The sequence below is a fragment of the Streptomyces sp. NPDC047108 genome (assembly GCF_040643575.1).
Classification (GTDB): domain Bacteria; phylum Actinomycetota; class Actinomycetes; order Streptomycetales; family Streptomycetaceae; genus Streptomyces.
In genome coordinates this window covers 734,856-748,829 of record NZ_JBEYUP010000001.1, presented here as the reverse complement: position 1 = coordinate 748,829, position 13,974 = coordinate 734,856, and the positions used below count along the sequence as shown (strand labels likewise).

Annotated in this window: 15 protein-coding genes and 1 pseudogene; 8 read left to right on the top strand and 8 right to left on the bottom strand. The window is 71.3% G+C overall.

Going from position 1 to position 13,974, the window contains the following annotated elements:
- Nucleotides 1-63 precede the first annotated feature (63 nt).
- The 3 genes from ABZ822_RS03290 to ABZ822_RS03280 form a co-directional block, all read right to left on the bottom strand.
- Nucleotides 64-294, bottom strand: coding sequence for a hypothetical protein (locus tag ABZ822_RS03290; RefSeq protein ID WP_360846193.1), 231 nt, complete (start codon nucleotides 292-294; stop codon nucleotides 64-66).
- Between the two features lie 127 nt (nucleotides 295-421).
- On the bottom strand, nucleotides 422-1,384 hold the full coding sequence (locus ABZ822_RS03285; RefSeq protein WP_360846191.1) for a zinc-binding dehydrogenase: 963 nt from the start codon (nucleotides 1,382-1,384) through the stop codon (nucleotides 422-424).
- Between the two features lie 10 nt (nucleotides 1,385-1,394).
- Nucleotides 1,395-1,769, bottom strand: coding sequence for a DUF4345 domain-containing protein (locus ABZ822_RS03280; protein ID WP_360847002.1), 375 nt, complete (start codon nucleotides 1,767-1,769; stop codon nucleotides 1,395-1,397).
- On the opposite strand from ABZ822_RS03280, the gene ABZ822_RS03275 reads away from it, so the two are divergent.
- On the top strand, nucleotides 1,761-1,925 hold the full coding sequence (locus ABZ822_RS03275; protein WP_360847096.1) for a hypothetical protein: 165 nt from the start codon (nucleotides 1,761-1,763) through the stop codon (nucleotides 1,923-1,925). The genes ABZ822_RS03280 and ABZ822_RS03275 overlap by 9 nt on opposite strands.
- Nucleotides 1,926-2,123: 198 nt before the next feature.
- On the opposite strand, the gene ABZ822_RS03270 is transcribed toward ABZ822_RS03275, so the two are convergent.
- The gene (locus ABZ822_RS03270) at nucleotides 2,124-3,332 is read right to left on the bottom strand and encodes an NADP-dependent malic enzyme (protein ID WP_360846189.1); all 1,209 of its coding nucleotides are present in this window, start codon (nucleotides 3,330-3,332) and stop codon (nucleotides 2,124-2,126) included.
- A 503-nt stretch (nucleotides 3,333-3,835) separates the two neighbouring features.
- Here ABZ822_RS03270 and ABZ822_RS03265 point away from each other — a divergent pair.
- From ABZ822_RS03265 to ABZ822_RS03255, 3 genes are all read left to right on the top strand, one after another.
- On the top strand, nucleotides 3,836-4,798 hold the full coding sequence (locus ABZ822_RS03265; protein ID WP_360846187.1) for an ABC transporter substrate-binding protein: 963 nt from the start codon (nucleotides 3,836-3,838) through the stop codon (nucleotides 4,796-4,798).
- 61 nt (nucleotides 4,799-4,859) lie between these two features.
- Nucleotides 4,860-5,804: an amino acid ABC transporter permease gene (locus ABZ822_RS03260; protein WP_360846185.1), complete on the top strand. Its 945-nt coding sequence runs from the start codon at nucleotides 4,860-4,862 to the stop codon at nucleotides 5,802-5,804.
- Complete coding sequence (locus tag ABZ822_RS03255; RefSeq protein WP_360846183.1) at nucleotides 5,801-6,562, top strand: amino acid ABC transporter ATP-binding protein; 762 nt, start codon at nucleotides 5,801-5,803, stop codon at nucleotides 6,560-6,562. The genes ABZ822_RS03260 and ABZ822_RS03255 overlap by 4 nt, the downstream gene beginning before the upstream one ends.
- A 140-nt stretch (nucleotides 6,563-6,702) precedes the next feature.
- Here ABZ822_RS03255 and ABZ822_RS03250 read toward each other — a convergent pair whose 3' ends face one another.
- Nucleotides 6,703-7,479, bottom strand: coding sequence for a class I SAM-dependent methyltransferase (locus ABZ822_RS03250; RefSeq protein ID WP_360846181.1), 777 nt, complete (start codon nucleotides 7,477-7,479; stop codon nucleotides 6,703-6,705).
- 102 nt (nucleotides 7,480-7,581) lie between these two features.
- Here ABZ822_RS03250 and ABZ822_RS03245 point away from each other — a divergent pair, with 102 nt between their 5' ends.
- The gene (locus tag ABZ822_RS03245; RefSeq protein ID WP_360846179.1) at nucleotides 7,582-8,256 is read left to right on the top strand and encodes a CGNR zinc finger domain-containing protein; all 675 of its coding nucleotides are present in this window, start codon (nucleotides 7,582-7,584) and stop codon (nucleotides 8,254-8,256) included.
- Here ABZ822_RS03245 and sodX read toward each other — a convergent pair.
- A pseudogene (gene sodX / locus ABZ822_RS03240) lies at nucleotides 8,190-8,633 on the bottom strand (nickel-type superoxide dismutase maturation protease); the annotation flags it as partial. The gene ABZ822_RS03245 and the pseudogene sodX sit on opposite strands and share 67 nt — an antisense overlap.
- Nucleotides 8,634-8,782: 149 nt before the next feature.
- On the opposite strand from sodX, the gene sodN reads away from it, so the two are divergent.
- Nucleotides 8,783-9,178 (top strand): superoxide dismutase, Ni, encoded by a 396-nt coding sequence (sodN, locus tag ABZ822_RS03235; protein WP_360846177.1) that lies wholly within the window; start codon nucleotides 8,783-8,785, stop codon nucleotides 9,176-9,178.
- A gap of 183 nt (nucleotides 9,179-9,361) precedes the next feature.
- Here the strand turns inward: sodN and ABZ822_RS03230 are convergent, their stop codons facing one another.
- Entirely contained in the window at nucleotides 9,362-10,618 is a 1,257-nt protein-coding gene (locus ABZ822_RS03230; protein WP_360846175.1) for a sigma-70 family RNA polymerase sigma factor, read from the bottom strand.
- A gap of 189 nt (nucleotides 10,619-10,807) precedes the next feature.
- Complete coding sequence (locus ABZ822_RS03225) at nucleotides 10,808-11,221, bottom strand: YciI family protein (RefSeq protein WP_360846174.1); 414 nt, start codon at nucleotides 11,219-11,221, stop codon at nucleotides 10,808-10,810.
- Nucleotides 11,222-11,564: 343 nt separating this feature from the next.
- On the opposite strand from ABZ822_RS03225, the gene ABZ822_RS03220 reads away from it, so the two are divergent.
- Both ABZ822_RS03220 and ABZ822_RS03215 read left to right on the top strand, forming a co-directional pair.
- Nucleotides 11,565-12,809, top strand: coding sequence for a putative glycolipid-binding domain-containing protein (locus ABZ822_RS03220; RefSeq protein WP_360846172.1), 1,245 nt, complete (start codon nucleotides 11,565-11,567; stop codon nucleotides 12,807-12,809).
- Nucleotides 12,810-12,867: 58 nt separating this feature from the next.
- Nucleotides 12,868-13,917, top strand: a complete 1,050-nt coding sequence (locus ABZ822_RS03215; RefSeq protein ID WP_360846170.1) for a hypothetical protein — start codon at nucleotides 12,868-12,870, stop codon at nucleotides 13,915-13,917.
- Nucleotides 13,918-13,974 lie beyond the last annotated feature (57 nt).

Below are 13,974 nucleotides of genomic sequence, written 5' to 3'. Positions count from 1 at the left end.
GCACCGGCCCTCGGGCCCTGAGGCACCGGCCCCAGGGCCCGGGGCATCAGTCCCGGCGGCGCGTCAGTCCCAGCGGTAGCCGTCCCCGAGCAGGAGGGTGTGCTCCAGCACATCCTCCATCGGGTCGTCGATCTGGCCCGTGGAGACCAACGCCATATGGGGTGCGTTGTGCGAGTTGCGGTGCGTCTCGTCGGCGTGGGCGGCTCCGGCCGGAAGGCCCGCCACGACCGCCGCCGTACCGGCGACGCCCGCCCACCGAGCCCAAGTCCTCGCACGCGTCCGCTTGTTGTCCACCTGTCTCCGTCCTCGGTCGGTCGTCCGTGCCGCGCCGCACCGGGGTGCCGCGCGGCACCGGCGGCCCGGACGGGCCGCCGCTGACCTGCTCATCCGATGGACGGACCGGGAGGTTACGGGTGATCGCTCAGACGGTGAGGACGATCTTGCCGAAGAGGTCGCCGCCCGCCATCTTCTCGAAGCCCTCGCGCGCGCGGTCCAGCGGAAGCACGGAGTCGACGACGGGCCGGACACCGGTGGCCGCACAGAAGTTGAGCAGGTCCTCCAGCTCGTCCTTGGTGCCCATGGTCGAGCCGACGACCTTCAGCTCCAGGAAGAAGATGCGGTTCAGTTCGGCGGCCTTGGGGTTGGGGCCGGAGGTGGCACCCGAGATGACCAGAGTGCCGCCCGGCTTCAGCGACTTGACCGAGTGCGACCAGGTGGCCGCGCCGACCGTCTCGATCACCGCGTCCACGCGCTCCGGCAGCCGCGCGCCCGGCTCGAACGCGTCGATCGCACCGAGGTCCACGGCCCGCTTGCGCTTGGCCTCGTCGCGGCTGGTGGCGTACACCCGCAGCCCCGCCGCCTTGGCGAGGACGATCGCGGCGGTCGCGACGCCGCCGCCCGCGCCCTGGACGAGGACGCTGTCGCCGGGCCGTACGCCCGCGTTGGTGAACAGCATCCGGTACGCCGTCAGCCACGCGGTCGGCAGGCAGGCGGCCTCCTCGAAGGACAGGTCCTTCGGCTTCGGCAGGAGATTCCAGGTCGGGACGGTGACCTGCTCGGCGAACGTGCCCTGGTAGCGCTCGGTCAGGATCGAGCGGGGTTCCTTCGGGCCGACGCCGTGGCCGCTCTGGCCGATGACGGAGTGGAGGACGACCTCGTTGCCGTCCTGGTCCGTCCCGGCCGCGTCGCAGCCGAGGATCATCGGGAGCGACTCCTCACCGAGGCCGACGCCGCGCAGCGACCACAGGTCGTGGTGGTTGAGCGAGGCGGCGCGGACGTTGACGGTCGTCCAGCCGGGTCGCTCCTCCGGCGCGGGGCGCTCCCCCAGCTCGAGGCCGCTGAGCGGCTGGTCACGGTCGATTCGGGCGGCATAGGCAGCGAACATGATCCCGAGACTAGGACGCGCGCGGGACGCGACGGAACCGTCCACCGGTGTGAATCGCGCCGCGCCGCCGCACCTCTCGTACGGTCGCAGACGGGCCGCCCCGGCCGTTCAGAGGGCCGCGGGCGCGGGGCTCCGGGCAGGATCGGCGGGTCCGGGTCCACGCGCCGGATCGCGCGCGGACCGCTCGCTCGTCGGCGCCGGCCGACCGGAAGTGCAGTGGAGGCAGGGCGAGTTCGATCGCCATGAGGGGCGTCCGGAACCAGAGCGGGGGGCCGGCGACGGCCGCCGACAGCAGCCGTCCGACGCCCCCGAGGAACACGATCGCGGCCAGCCGCAGGACCGCGGCGGCCGGGACGGGCGACTGCCGTGCGGCCCGGTGATCCAGGCGGTCATCGACGACGAACTGGCCGTCCTGGGGCGGCTCCTGCTCGCCGCCTCCCGCCTCTCCGGGTGTTCGCGGGAGGCGGCGTCGGCCGCGCTGATGGGGTGGCTGGTGTTCGTCCGGGTCCGGTGCGTGGACCGGCTGACGCACCAGGCGTGACGCGCGCGCGGCCCTGCACACCATGGGCATGGGCGCCCCGCGGGACGCGCTGGGCGCGGTCGAGGGCGAGGACCTGCCCCGGCCCCCTCCGGCATGGGCAGCTGACCCCGCAGGTGCGCCCCGGCACCGGAACGCCTCGGGCCGTGGACCGCCCCGAAGAGCGGGCCACGGCCCGAGGACCTGCTGCGCGCGTGACCGCTAGCGGCGGGCGACGCCCTCCGCGCGGGCGGCCGCGGCCACCGCCGCGGTGACCGCGGGGGCCACACGCTCGTCGAACGGCGACGGAATGACCTTCTCCGCGCTCAGCTCGTCCGCCACCACGGCCGCCAGAGCCTCGGCCGCGGCCAGCTTCATGCCCTCCGTGATCCGCGAGGCGCGCACCTGCAGGGCGCCCGCGAAGATCCCGGGGAAGGCCAGCACGTTGTTGATCTGGTTCGGGAAGTCGCTGCGGCCGGTGGCGACCACGGCCGCGTACTTGTGCGCGACGTCCGGGTGGATCTCCGGGTTCGGGTTGGCCATGGCGAAGATGAGCGAGTCCTTCGCCATCGTGGCGACAGCCGACTCCGGGACCGTGCCGCCGGAGACCCCGATGAAGACGTCGGCCCCCTCGAGCGCCGACTCCAGCGAGCCGGTGATTCCCGCCTTGTTGGTGAAGCCGGACAGCTCCCGCTTCACATCCGTGAGGTCCTCGCGGTCCGCGCTGACGACGCCCTTGCGGTCGCAGACGACGACGTCGCCGATGCCCGCCTCGATCAGGATCCGGGCGATCGCGACGCCCGCGGCGCCGGCGCCGGAGATCACGGCCTTCAGCTGCCCGAGCGTACGCCCGGTGATCTGGGCGGCGTTGCGCAGTGCGGCGAGCGTGACGACGGCCGTGCCGTGCTGGTCGTCGTGGAAAACCGGGATGTCCAGGCGCTCCTGGAGCTTGCGCTCGATCTCGAAGCAGCGCGGCGCGGAGATGTCCTCGAGGTTCACCCCGCCGAAGGACGGCGCCATGCGGACGACCGTCTCCACGATGTCGTCGGCGTCCCGGCAGTCCAGGGCGATCGGGACCGCGTCCACGCCGCCGAACTGCTTGAAGAGGATCGCCTTGCCCTCCATCACCGGAAGCGACGCCTCGGGCCCGATGTCACCCAGCCCGAGCACCGCACTGCCGTCGGTGACGACGGCCACGACCTGAGACTTCCACGTGTATTCGTGGACGAGTTCCGGCTTCTCCGCGATGGCGCTGCACACCTTGGCCACACCGGGCGTGTAGGCGAGGGACAGATCGTCCTTGTCGCGGACCGGAACGGTCGCCTGGACGGCCATCTTGCCGCCGCGGTGGAGGGCGAAAGCCGGATCGAAAGGCTCGCCGTCATCCGTCGAATCGCTATCGCTGCGAGGATTCACGATCTCCGCTGCCACTTTTTTGACCCCTTATGTCTGTTTTCTAGCGAGGGTAGCCGCCCCAGGATTGAGGAGCGGGCGGGCACGCGTCCGGAAGTCCTACGCGGCGGATGAGCCGCTGCGCGGAATCGAAACGGACGCCGGGCACGCCGCACACGCGCCCTGAGCCCCGGGTGAGGGGTGTAACCACCGTTTCTACCGCACGACCGCTGACATGGACGAGTCGCTTTCGTCACGCGGCGGTACGACCTCAACTCTTTCGGCCCCGCCATCCGGCCGGGAGACATATCACGCAATGGAGTCGCCCTCGTCGGCCACCACTCCGGACAGTCGCGAGCCGCGCACGAATTGCGCTTACGTGGACCTGGTGACGGGAACGCCCGTTATCCGATTTTGACATGGCTGGCCCCCTGTTCGGAGCCGTCCGGATGGCAAGATGCCTCAATCACACGAGGTCGCGACACTCGATGATGTGTGCCCCGACCTATCGGCTACTCCCTCACTCGCAGGAGGAACCAGCAATGACCGCAAGCAACACTGGTCGTACGGCCGCTGCCAGGTCCCGGATGGCCGCCGCCGGCGCGATCGCGGTCGCGGGCGCCCTGCTGCTCACCGCATGCGGCGACCAGACGGAAAGCGGCGGCAGCGGCGACTCGACCGCCTCGGGCGCCGAAGCGCCCCTGTTCTCCAAGCTGCCCGAGGACATCCAGAAGTCCAAGGTCATCCAGGTCGGCTCGGACATCGCCTACCCGCCGGTGGAGTTCAAGGAGGGCGGCAAGACGGTCGGGATCGACCCCGACCTGGCCGACGCGATGGGCAAGGAACTCGGCGTGAAGTTCGAGTTCCAGAACGGCACCTTCGACACTCTGCTCACCGGTATGCGTTCCGGCCGGTACCAGGTCGCCATGTCCGCCATGACGGACACCAAGGACCGGCAGAACGGAATCGACCCGGAGACCGGAAAGAAGATCTTCGAGGGCGTCGACTTCGTCGACTACTTCTCCGCCGGTGTTTCGATCTACACCAAGAAGGGCCAGACCCAGGGGATCAAGACCTGGGAGGACCTCTGCGGAAAGACGATCGTCGTCCAGCGCGGCACCGTCTCGCACGACCTCGCCAAGAGCCAGTCGCAGAAGTGCACCAAGGCCGGCGACAAGGCCATCCCGATCGAGGCGTTCGACACCGACGTCGAGGCCCAGACCCGCCTGCGCGCGGGCGGCGCCGACGCGGGCGCCAGCGACTTCCCCGTCGCGGCCTACGCGGTGAAGACCTCCGGCGGCGGCAAGGACTTCGAGATCGTCGGCGAGCAGGTCGAGGCCGCGCCGTACGGCATCGCGGTCGGCAAGAAGAACACCCAGCTCCGCGACGCCCTCAAGGCCGCCCTGGAAGCGACCATCAAGAACGGCGAGTACGACAAGATCATGAAGAAGTGGGCGGTCCAGGACGGCGCGATCAAGGAGATCAAGATCAACGGCGGCTCCTGACACCCGTACGACCTTCCTGAAGGATTCGTACGGCCCGAAGGAACGCTGAAAGGCATCACCCGTGACTGTTCCCCTCGACAAAACGGGCCCGGAGGACACCCCGCCGCCGGGCCCGCAGCCTGAAACCATCAAGGCGATCCCCGTCCGGCACTACGGCCGCTGGGTTTCCGGCCTCATCGTACTCGGCCTGCTGGCGCTGCTGATCAACGCCTTCGCCGGCGCCGACATCAACTGGGCGGCCATCCCGGACTTCATGTTCGACTCCAGCGTGCTGGAGGGCCTGTGGCGGACCGTGCTCATCTCGGTCCTGTCCATGGCGGTCGGCCTCGTGCTGGGCATCGTGCTGGCCGTGATGCGGCTGTCCAAGAACCCGGTCACCTCCTCGGTGGCCTGGGGCTACATCTGGTTCTTCCGCGGCACCCCGGTGTTCGTCCAGCTCATCCTGTGGTTCAACCTCGCCCTGGTCTTCCCCTACATCAACCTGGGGTTCTACCGGGACGAGATGAGCGACTTCATGACCCCGTTCATGGCCGCTCTGCTCGGTCTCGGCCTGAACGAGGCCGCGTACATGTCGGAGATCGTCCGGGCCGGCATCCAGTCGGTCGACGAAGGCCAGAGCGAGGCGTCGCACGCGCTGGGCATGACCCACGGCAAGACGCTGCGCCGGGTCGTGCTGCCGCAGGCGATGCGCGTCATCGTGCCGCCGACCGGCAACGAGTTCCTGAACATGCTGAAGACCTCGTCGCTCGCGGCGAGCGCCTGTCAGTACCCCGAGTTGCTGCGGTCCACCCAGGACATCGGCCAGACCTCGGGCGCCGTGGTGGAGATGCTCTTCCTCGCCGTGTTCTGGTACCTGGTCCTGACCAGCGTCTTCAGCGTCGGTCAGTACTACCTGGAGCGGTACTACGCTCGGGGTACCGTGCGCAGCCTGCCGCCCACCCCGTTCCAGAAGATCAAGACGAATCTGGCGCTTTTCAAGGGCCGTCCGGCCGGAGGTGGCGCATGAGCGCGATGGTCAAGGCCGAGGGCGTGCACAAGTCGTTCGGCCCGGCGCACATCCTGAAGGGCATCGACCTCGAGGTCGCGCCCCGTGAGGTGTTCTGCCTGATCGGTCCGTCCGGTTCCGGCAAGTCGACCTTCCTGCGGTGCATCAACCACCTGGAGAAGATCAACGCCGGGCGGCTCTACGTCGACGGCGAACTGGTCGGCTACCGGCAGAAGGGCGACAAGCTCTACGAGCTGAAGGACAGCGAAGTCGCCCTCAAGCGGCGCGACATCGGCATGGTCTTCCAGCGCTTCAACCTGTTCCCGCACATGACCGCCCTGGCCAACGTCATGGAAGCCCCGATGCAGGTGAAGGGCGAGACCAGGGCGGTGGCGCGGGAGCGGGCCGTGGCTCTGCTGGACCGGGTGGGCCTGAGCGACAAGGCTTCCAACTACCCGTCCCAGCTCTCCGGCGGCCAGCAGCAGCGGGTGGCCATCGCCCGGGCCCTGGCCATGGAGCCGAAGCTGATGCTCTTCGACGAGCCGACGTCGGCGCTGGACCCGGAGCTGGTGGGTGACGTCCTGGACGTCATGCGCGGGCTGGCCGAGGACGGCATGACCATGATCGTGGTGACCCACGAGATGGGCTTCGCCCGCGAGGTCGGCGACGCGCTGGTGTTCATGGACGACGGTGTGGTGGTCGAGTCGGGCCACCCGCGCGACGTCCTCACCGACCCCCAGCACGAGCGCACCAAGTCGTTCCTCTCGAAGGTGCTGTAGCCGCCGGTACGGAATGCACAGGGAGCCCTCCGCAGCGTGTGCCGCGGAGGGCTCCTCGCGTTGCGCCGCTCCGGCGTGGTCCTGCCCGTCCAGGGGCTGCCGGAGAAGCGTTCGGTGAGTCGGCCGCTCCGGCCGTTCCGCTACTTCAGCCCGAGGACGAGCGCGTCCGCCGGGGAGCACCACACCTGCCGCGCCTCGGCGAAGCCCGCCGCGCGCAGGGCCTCTGCGTGCCAGGAGGCGGGCTGCACCTCCCCGTCCGCGTGGTCGCCCTCGATCGGGTTGCCGAAGATCGTGAAGCGCTCGGCCGCCGGACCGGCCAGGACCGGATCGGCCGCCACGTCGCGCCACCAGTCGGCCCAGTCCTGGACGCCCGTCGCCCTCTCCCGCTCCTGCCGCGCATGCCGGAACGCCCGCTCGGCCTCGTTGATACGGGGCGTGGACGGCTCGGGCATGTGGTCGGCGTTGAGGAAGGCCCCGCCGTCGCGGAGGACGCCGGCGATCTGCCCGTACAGCGTCCGGAGCGGGTCGGTGCGCAGCCAGTGCAGCGCGGTCGCGGTGAGGACGGCGTCGTAACCGCCGTGCGGGAGCTTCTCCGTCCAGGCAGGGTCGGTGAGGTCGGCGGTGACGAACTCCGCGCGGGGCTCGCCCTCGAAGGTGCCGCGGGCGATGGCCAGGAGCGCCGGGTCGAGGTCGACGCCGGTGGTGACGGCGCCGGGGAAGCGGCGCAGCACGCGGGCGGAGATGGAGCCCGTCCCGCACGCGAGGTCCAGCACCCTGGGTTCGGGACCCACGAGCGCCTCGACCATGTCGAGCATCACCCGGAACCGCTCCTCGCGGTCCGGGATGTACCACTCCTGCTGGCGGTCCCAACTGGCCTGCCAGGCCCCCCAGTCGGCGCGGGCCGCTGTCTCCGTCATGCCGTACCCCTCCACCTCGCGCGCAGACGTAATACCCTCGAAGCATCATCGGCCGTTACGTCGGCCGCGCCCGACACTAGACCGCATCCGTAAGGACTACAAGTGGAACTGGCCTATTACTCGGACTACGCGGTGCGCCTCGTCAACAGCGAGGACCCCGCCCGCGGCCAGGACGAGCTGACCTCGGTCGATGCGGTCCGGGCTCTCTTCGGCGCCGCCTCCCAGGCGGCCCGCCGCGCGAACGAGTCCGACGTGACCCGGCTGCGTGCCGTACGGGCCCGGCTCCGCTCGGTCTTCGAGGCCGCCGACGAGGGCGACGAGGTACGGGCGGTGGACCTGCTCAACGCCCTGCTGATGGAGTTCCCGGTGAGCCCGCAGGTCTCCGGGCACGAGTTCCGCGACGACGACGGCCGCCCCAAGTGGCACATGCACATCGCCGACCACCCCGCGAACGCGACCGCCGGCTATGCCGCCACCGCCGCCATGGGGCTCGCCTTCCAGCTCACCGATCTGGGCGTCGACCGACTGGGCATCTGCCGGGCCGCGCCTTGCCGCAACGCCTACCTCGACACCTCGACGAACCGGTCACGGCGCTACTGCTCCGACCGCTGCGCGACCCGCGCCAACGTCGCCGCCTACCGCGCCCGCAAGCGCTTGGAGACCGAGGAGCGGGCCTCGCGCGCGGACGCGGACGCGGCCGACCGCAGCCGGCGGGCGGACCGTACGGGGCGGACGGCCGAGAAGACCCAGGCGAGGAGCGCCACCGGCGACCGCTGACCGTTCCGCACGCCGGGCGGGCGCAGCCGCACCCGCGCGCGGGCGAGCACGAACTCCTCGGGCACGGTGCCGAATTCGCGGCTGTCGCTCTCCGCGTACGGGTTGTCGCCCAGCACCCACCAGCCGCCGTCGCGCCGCTCGGCGGCGCGTTTGACGATCAGCAGGTCCTGCTGCATCGGATGGCGGAGCACGATGACGTCGCCGGGGCGGACCGGCGCACCGTACTGGATCACGAGCCGGTCGCCCGGCCGCAGGGTCGGAACCATCGAGGGGCCGACCACATCGGCCAGCCCGAAGGGCGTGGCCGACCGCCGGTCGCCGCCCTGCTCCGGCTCGCGCCCGTCCTCATAGCCCTGCCACCGGCCACCTTCCGGCATCCGGCACCTCCCGGCTCCTGTCCGTTCCTCCACCAGTACCCAGCCTGGCACCGGACTTTTGTCCTAGGCCCCCTGGGGCACTCGCAAAATCAACTCTCCCAGGGAGTAATCTCCCCCATGAGAAGACGATCACGAGGAAGGACAGCTCTATGCTCTCCCGCCTGTTCGCCCCGAAGGTGCGGGTCAGTGCCCACTGCGACCTGCCCTGCGGTGTCTACGACCCGGCACAGGCCCGGATCGAGGCCGAGTCCGTCAAGGCCATCCAGGAGAAGTACCAGGCCAACGAGGACCAGCAGTTCCGGGCCCGCGCCATTGTCATCAAGGAGCAGCGCGCGGAGCTCGCGAAGCACCACATCTCCGTGCTGTGGAGCGACTACTTCAAGCCGCCGCACTTCGAGAAGTACCCGCAGCTCCACCAGCTGGTGAACGACGCCCTGAAGGCCGCCAGCGCCACCAAGGGTTCGTCCGACCCGGCCACCGGCCAGAAGCTGCTGGACCTGATCGCCGAGATCGACAAGATCTTCTGGGAGACCAAGAACGCCTGATCGGGCGAGGTCGCACCAGCAGACCTGCGGTCCTTCGTACCGCAGAACCCACACGGTCCGCACCCGGACCACGCGGACTCCTACCCCTTCGGTCCGCGCGGTCCGGGTGCGGTCATGTGCGGGGGCTCTTTCATGGGGGGGCGTCGGGGCCCGCGTACCGGGCGCGTGGGCACGGGGCCCGGCTCAGGCCAGGCGGGCCGCACGGGCCTGGAGGTAACGGCGTTCGGGCGTGCTCAGCGTCAGACGGGCGGCGTTCCCGTACGCCGCGCGCGCCGCCTCCGTCTCCCCCGCCATCTCCAACAGGTGGGCGCGGACGGCCTCCAGGCGGTGATGGCCCGCCAGACGGTCGTCGGCCTCGATCGACCGGAGCATCGCGAGACCCGCCCGCGGACCGTCCACCATCGCGACGGCGACGGCATGGTTCAGCGTCACCATGGGGCCCGGTGAGAGTCGCGCCAGCAACGCGTAGAGCGCCAGGATCTCCTGCCAGTCGGTGTCCTCGGCGTGCACCGCCTCGTCGTGGACCGCGGCGATCGCCGCCTGGAGCTGGTACGGGCCGACGGGCTCGCCGCGGAGGGACGCGGCCGCGGTGAGCAGAGCCAGCCCCTCGTCGATCGCCTCACGGCTCCACAGGGTCCGGTCCTGGTCGGCCAGCGGGACCAGGGACCCGTCGCTCTCCGTACGGGCCGGGCGCCGGGCGTCGGTGAGCAGCATCAGCGCCAGGAGCGCGGTCACTTCACCGTCGTGCGGCAGCAGCGCGCGGACGGAGCGGGTGAGGCGGATCGCCTCCACGGCCAGGTCGGTGCGGTGCAGGCTGGTACCGGAGGTCGCCGTGTAGCCCTCGTTGAATATCAGGTAGAGGACGTGGAGGACGGCGGCGAGCCGTTCCGTGCGCTCCTCGCCCTCCTCCGGCTGCCGGAAGCGGGCGCCCGATGCCTTGATGCGCTGCTTCGCGCGGCTGATGCGCTGGGCCATCGTCGCCTCGGGCACGAGGAACGCGCGGGCGATCTCCGCCGTCGTCAGACCGCCGACCGCCCGCAGGGTGAGCGCGATCCGCGAGGACTGGGTGAGCGCGGGATGACAGCACAGGAAGAGGAGGGTGAGGGTGTCCTCCTCGCTCGGGGCACGGGCCTCGCCCGGGGGCGGGGCCACGAACTCGTCCTGCGGGGTCAGCGCCGCGGCGTTCTCCTCGCGGCGGCGGCGCGCCTGCTCGCTCCGCAGCAGATCGGTCAGGCGGCGTGAGGCCACCCGGATCAGCCAGCCGCGGGGGTTGGCCGGAACGCCCTCCTCCGGCCACTGCACGGACGCGGCGAGCAGCGCCTCCTGCACGGCGTCCTCCGCGGTGTCGAAGTGCCCGTACCGCCGTACGAGGGCGCCGAGGACCTGCGGCGCCAGGGCCCGCATCAGATCCTCGGCCCCGCCGCCGTCCGGCCCGGTCATGTCCCGCTCCGTGATCGGTTCATGCGTCCTCGCTCCCCGCGTCGTCCCTGGCTCGCTCGTCACCGGCGGTCGTACGGCTGCTGGTACGGCACGCTCGTACGGCCGCTCGTGACCGTGCGCGCGTGCGGCCCCGCTCGTACGCCTGCTGGTCACCGTGCGCGTGTACGGCCGCTGCCGCTCGCGTTCGGCTCACATCTCGGTGCCGCCGCCCTCGTCGAGCGGGTGCACGATCACGGGGTAGTACGGGACGCCCTCGGGCTGGGGGCAGGAGTACGCACGGGCAGCGATCTCGGTGGCGCGGTCGATGTTCTCGACGTCGATGACCCAGTACCCGGCCAGCACTTCCTTGCTCTCCCCGTACGGCCCGTCCGTCACCACGGGCCGGCCGTCCTGCGACGCCGTCACCAGCTTGGCCTGGGCGGGCTCGGCCAGGCCGTTCGCGTCGACCAGTTCGCCCGCCTCGGCCAGGTCGTTGTTGATCGCCCCCATGTGCTCGAACATCGCCGTGAGCTCGGACTGCGTCCAGGCGGGCCCGTCCTGGCCCTTGCCCTGCATCGCGTCGTAGTCGGACTGCTTGGCGAGCACCATCACCAGGTACTTCATGGTCTCTCTCCTCAACCCTCGTCCGTGGCGGCGCCCTCCCGGGGCGCCTCTCTCAAGGAGACGTCGGAGCCGGGGGCCCGTCCTCGACATCCGGGCGGCAGACGATTCCCCGGCGTTCCCGGAGCTCCGGGGTTCCGGGGTTCCCGGTGTTCGCGGAGTTCCCGTCGTCCGGCGTTCTCGAATTCCGGAACGTGGGCCGTCGGCCCCGCCCGCGCAGAACGTATCCAACCGGCACTTTCCGTCGCAGCAGCCACACGCATTCCGCGTCCGGTGGTGCGAGCATCGGACCTGTGGACCACGAGCACGGCGGCCAGGCACCGCACGGACGGAGAGGGAGGGCACGATGACCGGTCGGCCGCACGGGGTGACCTGGCGGGTCACCGGGAGCGGAGGGTTCGAGACGGCATGGACCGAGGTCTCGGGAACCGTCCTGCGCGCCCGCGGCCGCGTCGTCGGCACCGTGCCCGAGCCCTACTGGATGACCTACGAGCTGGAGACCGGCGACGCCTATGTGACGCGCCGTCTGTTCGTCACCTCCGACACCGCGTCCGGCGCGTCCCGCAGCCTGGACCTGCGGCGTGACGAGGACGGCCGGTGGACGGCGAACGGGGAGCCGCTGCCCGATGTGACGGGCGCCGACGACTGCGATCTCGGGCTGTCCCCGCTGACCAACGCCATGCCCGTCCTGCGGCACGGGCTGCACACGGGTCCCGGGGAGCACGACTTCCTGATGGCCTGGGTGTCCGTCCCCGACCTGACCGTGACGCCGTCGCCCCAGACGTACACGCACCTGGAGGCCACGGAGCACGGCGCGCTGGTGCGGTTCACCTCGGAGGACTTCACGGCCGACCTGGAGCTCGACCGGGACGGGCTGGTCGTCACCTACCCCGGGCTCGCCTTCCGCTCGCACGGGCCCGGAACCGAACGCGTCGCGGATCAGCACCGGCACTGGCAGGAGACGTACCAGGCGCACCCGGACCTCTACGGGCAGCAGCCCTCCGAGCCGGCCGTCCACGCCGCCATCACCTTCCGCAAGGCCGGGGCCCGTACGGTCCTGGAGCTGGGCGCCGGGCACGGGCGCGACGCGCTCTATCTGGCGCGCGCCGGATTCGACGTCACCGCCGCCGACTTCAGCTCCGCCGGCCTCGGGCTGCTGCGCGAGCGTGCTGAGGCGGAGGGCCTGGCCGAACGCGTGGAGACCCTGGAACACGACGTACGGGATCCCCTTCCGCTGCCCGACGCCTCCGTCGACGCGGTCCACGCGCACATGCTGCTGTCCATGGCGCTCTCGACCGAGGAGATCCGCGCCCTCGTCGCCGAGGTGGCGCGCGTCCTGCGTCCTGGAGGGGTCTTCGTCTACACGGTCCGGCACACCGGCGACGCGCACCACGGCATGGGCACGTCGCACGGTGACTCCCGCTACGAGCACGGCGGTTTCACCGTCCACTTCTTCGACCGCGAGCTCGTCGACTCCCTCGCGGAAGGGTGGGAGCTGCGCGAAGTGCATCCCTTCGAGGAGGGCACCCTGCCGCGGCAGCTGTGGCGGGTGACGCAGACCAGACGTCCCGGCCCCGGCGTGGCACCCTGAACGCAACGACGTGCGGGCGCTGAGTGGCGGAGCCCGACGGCATCGGGGGGCGGTCGGCATGAGTGGAGTCCTCTACGCGGAAGAGTCCTGGAATCCACTGGCCAGGACCGTGGAACTGACCGAGGACCGGCTGCGCATCGGCGGCCGGCACACGCCGGTGCCGGAGCTGAACCTGGCCGCCATGGCCGAGGCCTTTCTGAGCGGGCACTGGCTGGGCGGCGGGGGCACGGTGCGCGCACTGGCAGCGCTGGGTCCGGCCACCGCGATCGTGCCGGTCACGCGCATCTCCGGCTCCACGCATCCGGTCAGGGTGCGCCGGGCCGCCGAGTTCGCCCATGCCCTGGGCGAGTTGGCGGTCCGCCGGGTCGGCGGGCCGGGAGCCGTGGCGGCCCTGACCGAGGTGGCACGGACGGAGGGCGTGCCCCTGTGGATCGCGCGCCGCATCGCCCCGGGGCCCGCGGGCACGATCGCCGTGGCCGTCGACCGCCGCTCGGCACGGGTCGACGTCTGGTCCGCGTCCGCCCCCGCCGTACGGCTCCGCGCCCCGTACGGCGTCTCGCCCGACCGCCGGATCCGCGACCGGGGCCTGGTGCTCACCGTCGGCGAGGTGCCGGCCTCACTTGCCGTCACGGCGGACCGGAGGAGGTCGAGATGCGCCGTCACCGTGGACATCCCGTACCGGCGCTGGGAGTTGAGACGCGAGGACGCCCGCACCTCCCGCCTGCTGTGCAACGGCCGCCCCGTCGCCTTCCTCGGCCGGCCGCAGCCCGGCAGGGCCCGGGGCACGCCGCTCCAGCCGCTCGCCGACGTATGGCATCAGGGCGGTGACCCCCTCGATGCCGTCATGGCACACGCCGTCGCGGCGGCCTTCGGCCTCGGCGACGGCACGGGCGCGGTGCGCTTCCGCACCCGCCCCGTCCCCTCCCGTGGCGAGTCGGTCTGGTCGGACCCCTGGTACAGCAACCTGGGCTCCGGCACGTACGACAACGGCCCAGGTGGCGGCGGGGAATGGGACTCCGTCGGAGGCTGGGACGGAGGCGGAGGAGGAAGCGATGGAGGCGGGGGCGGCGGTGACGGCGGAGGTGGTGGAGGCGGGGGCGGCGACTGACATCACCTCCCCGGGACGATGGACGCCCCGCCTCCGGTCCTTGCCCCCTCTGTCGGC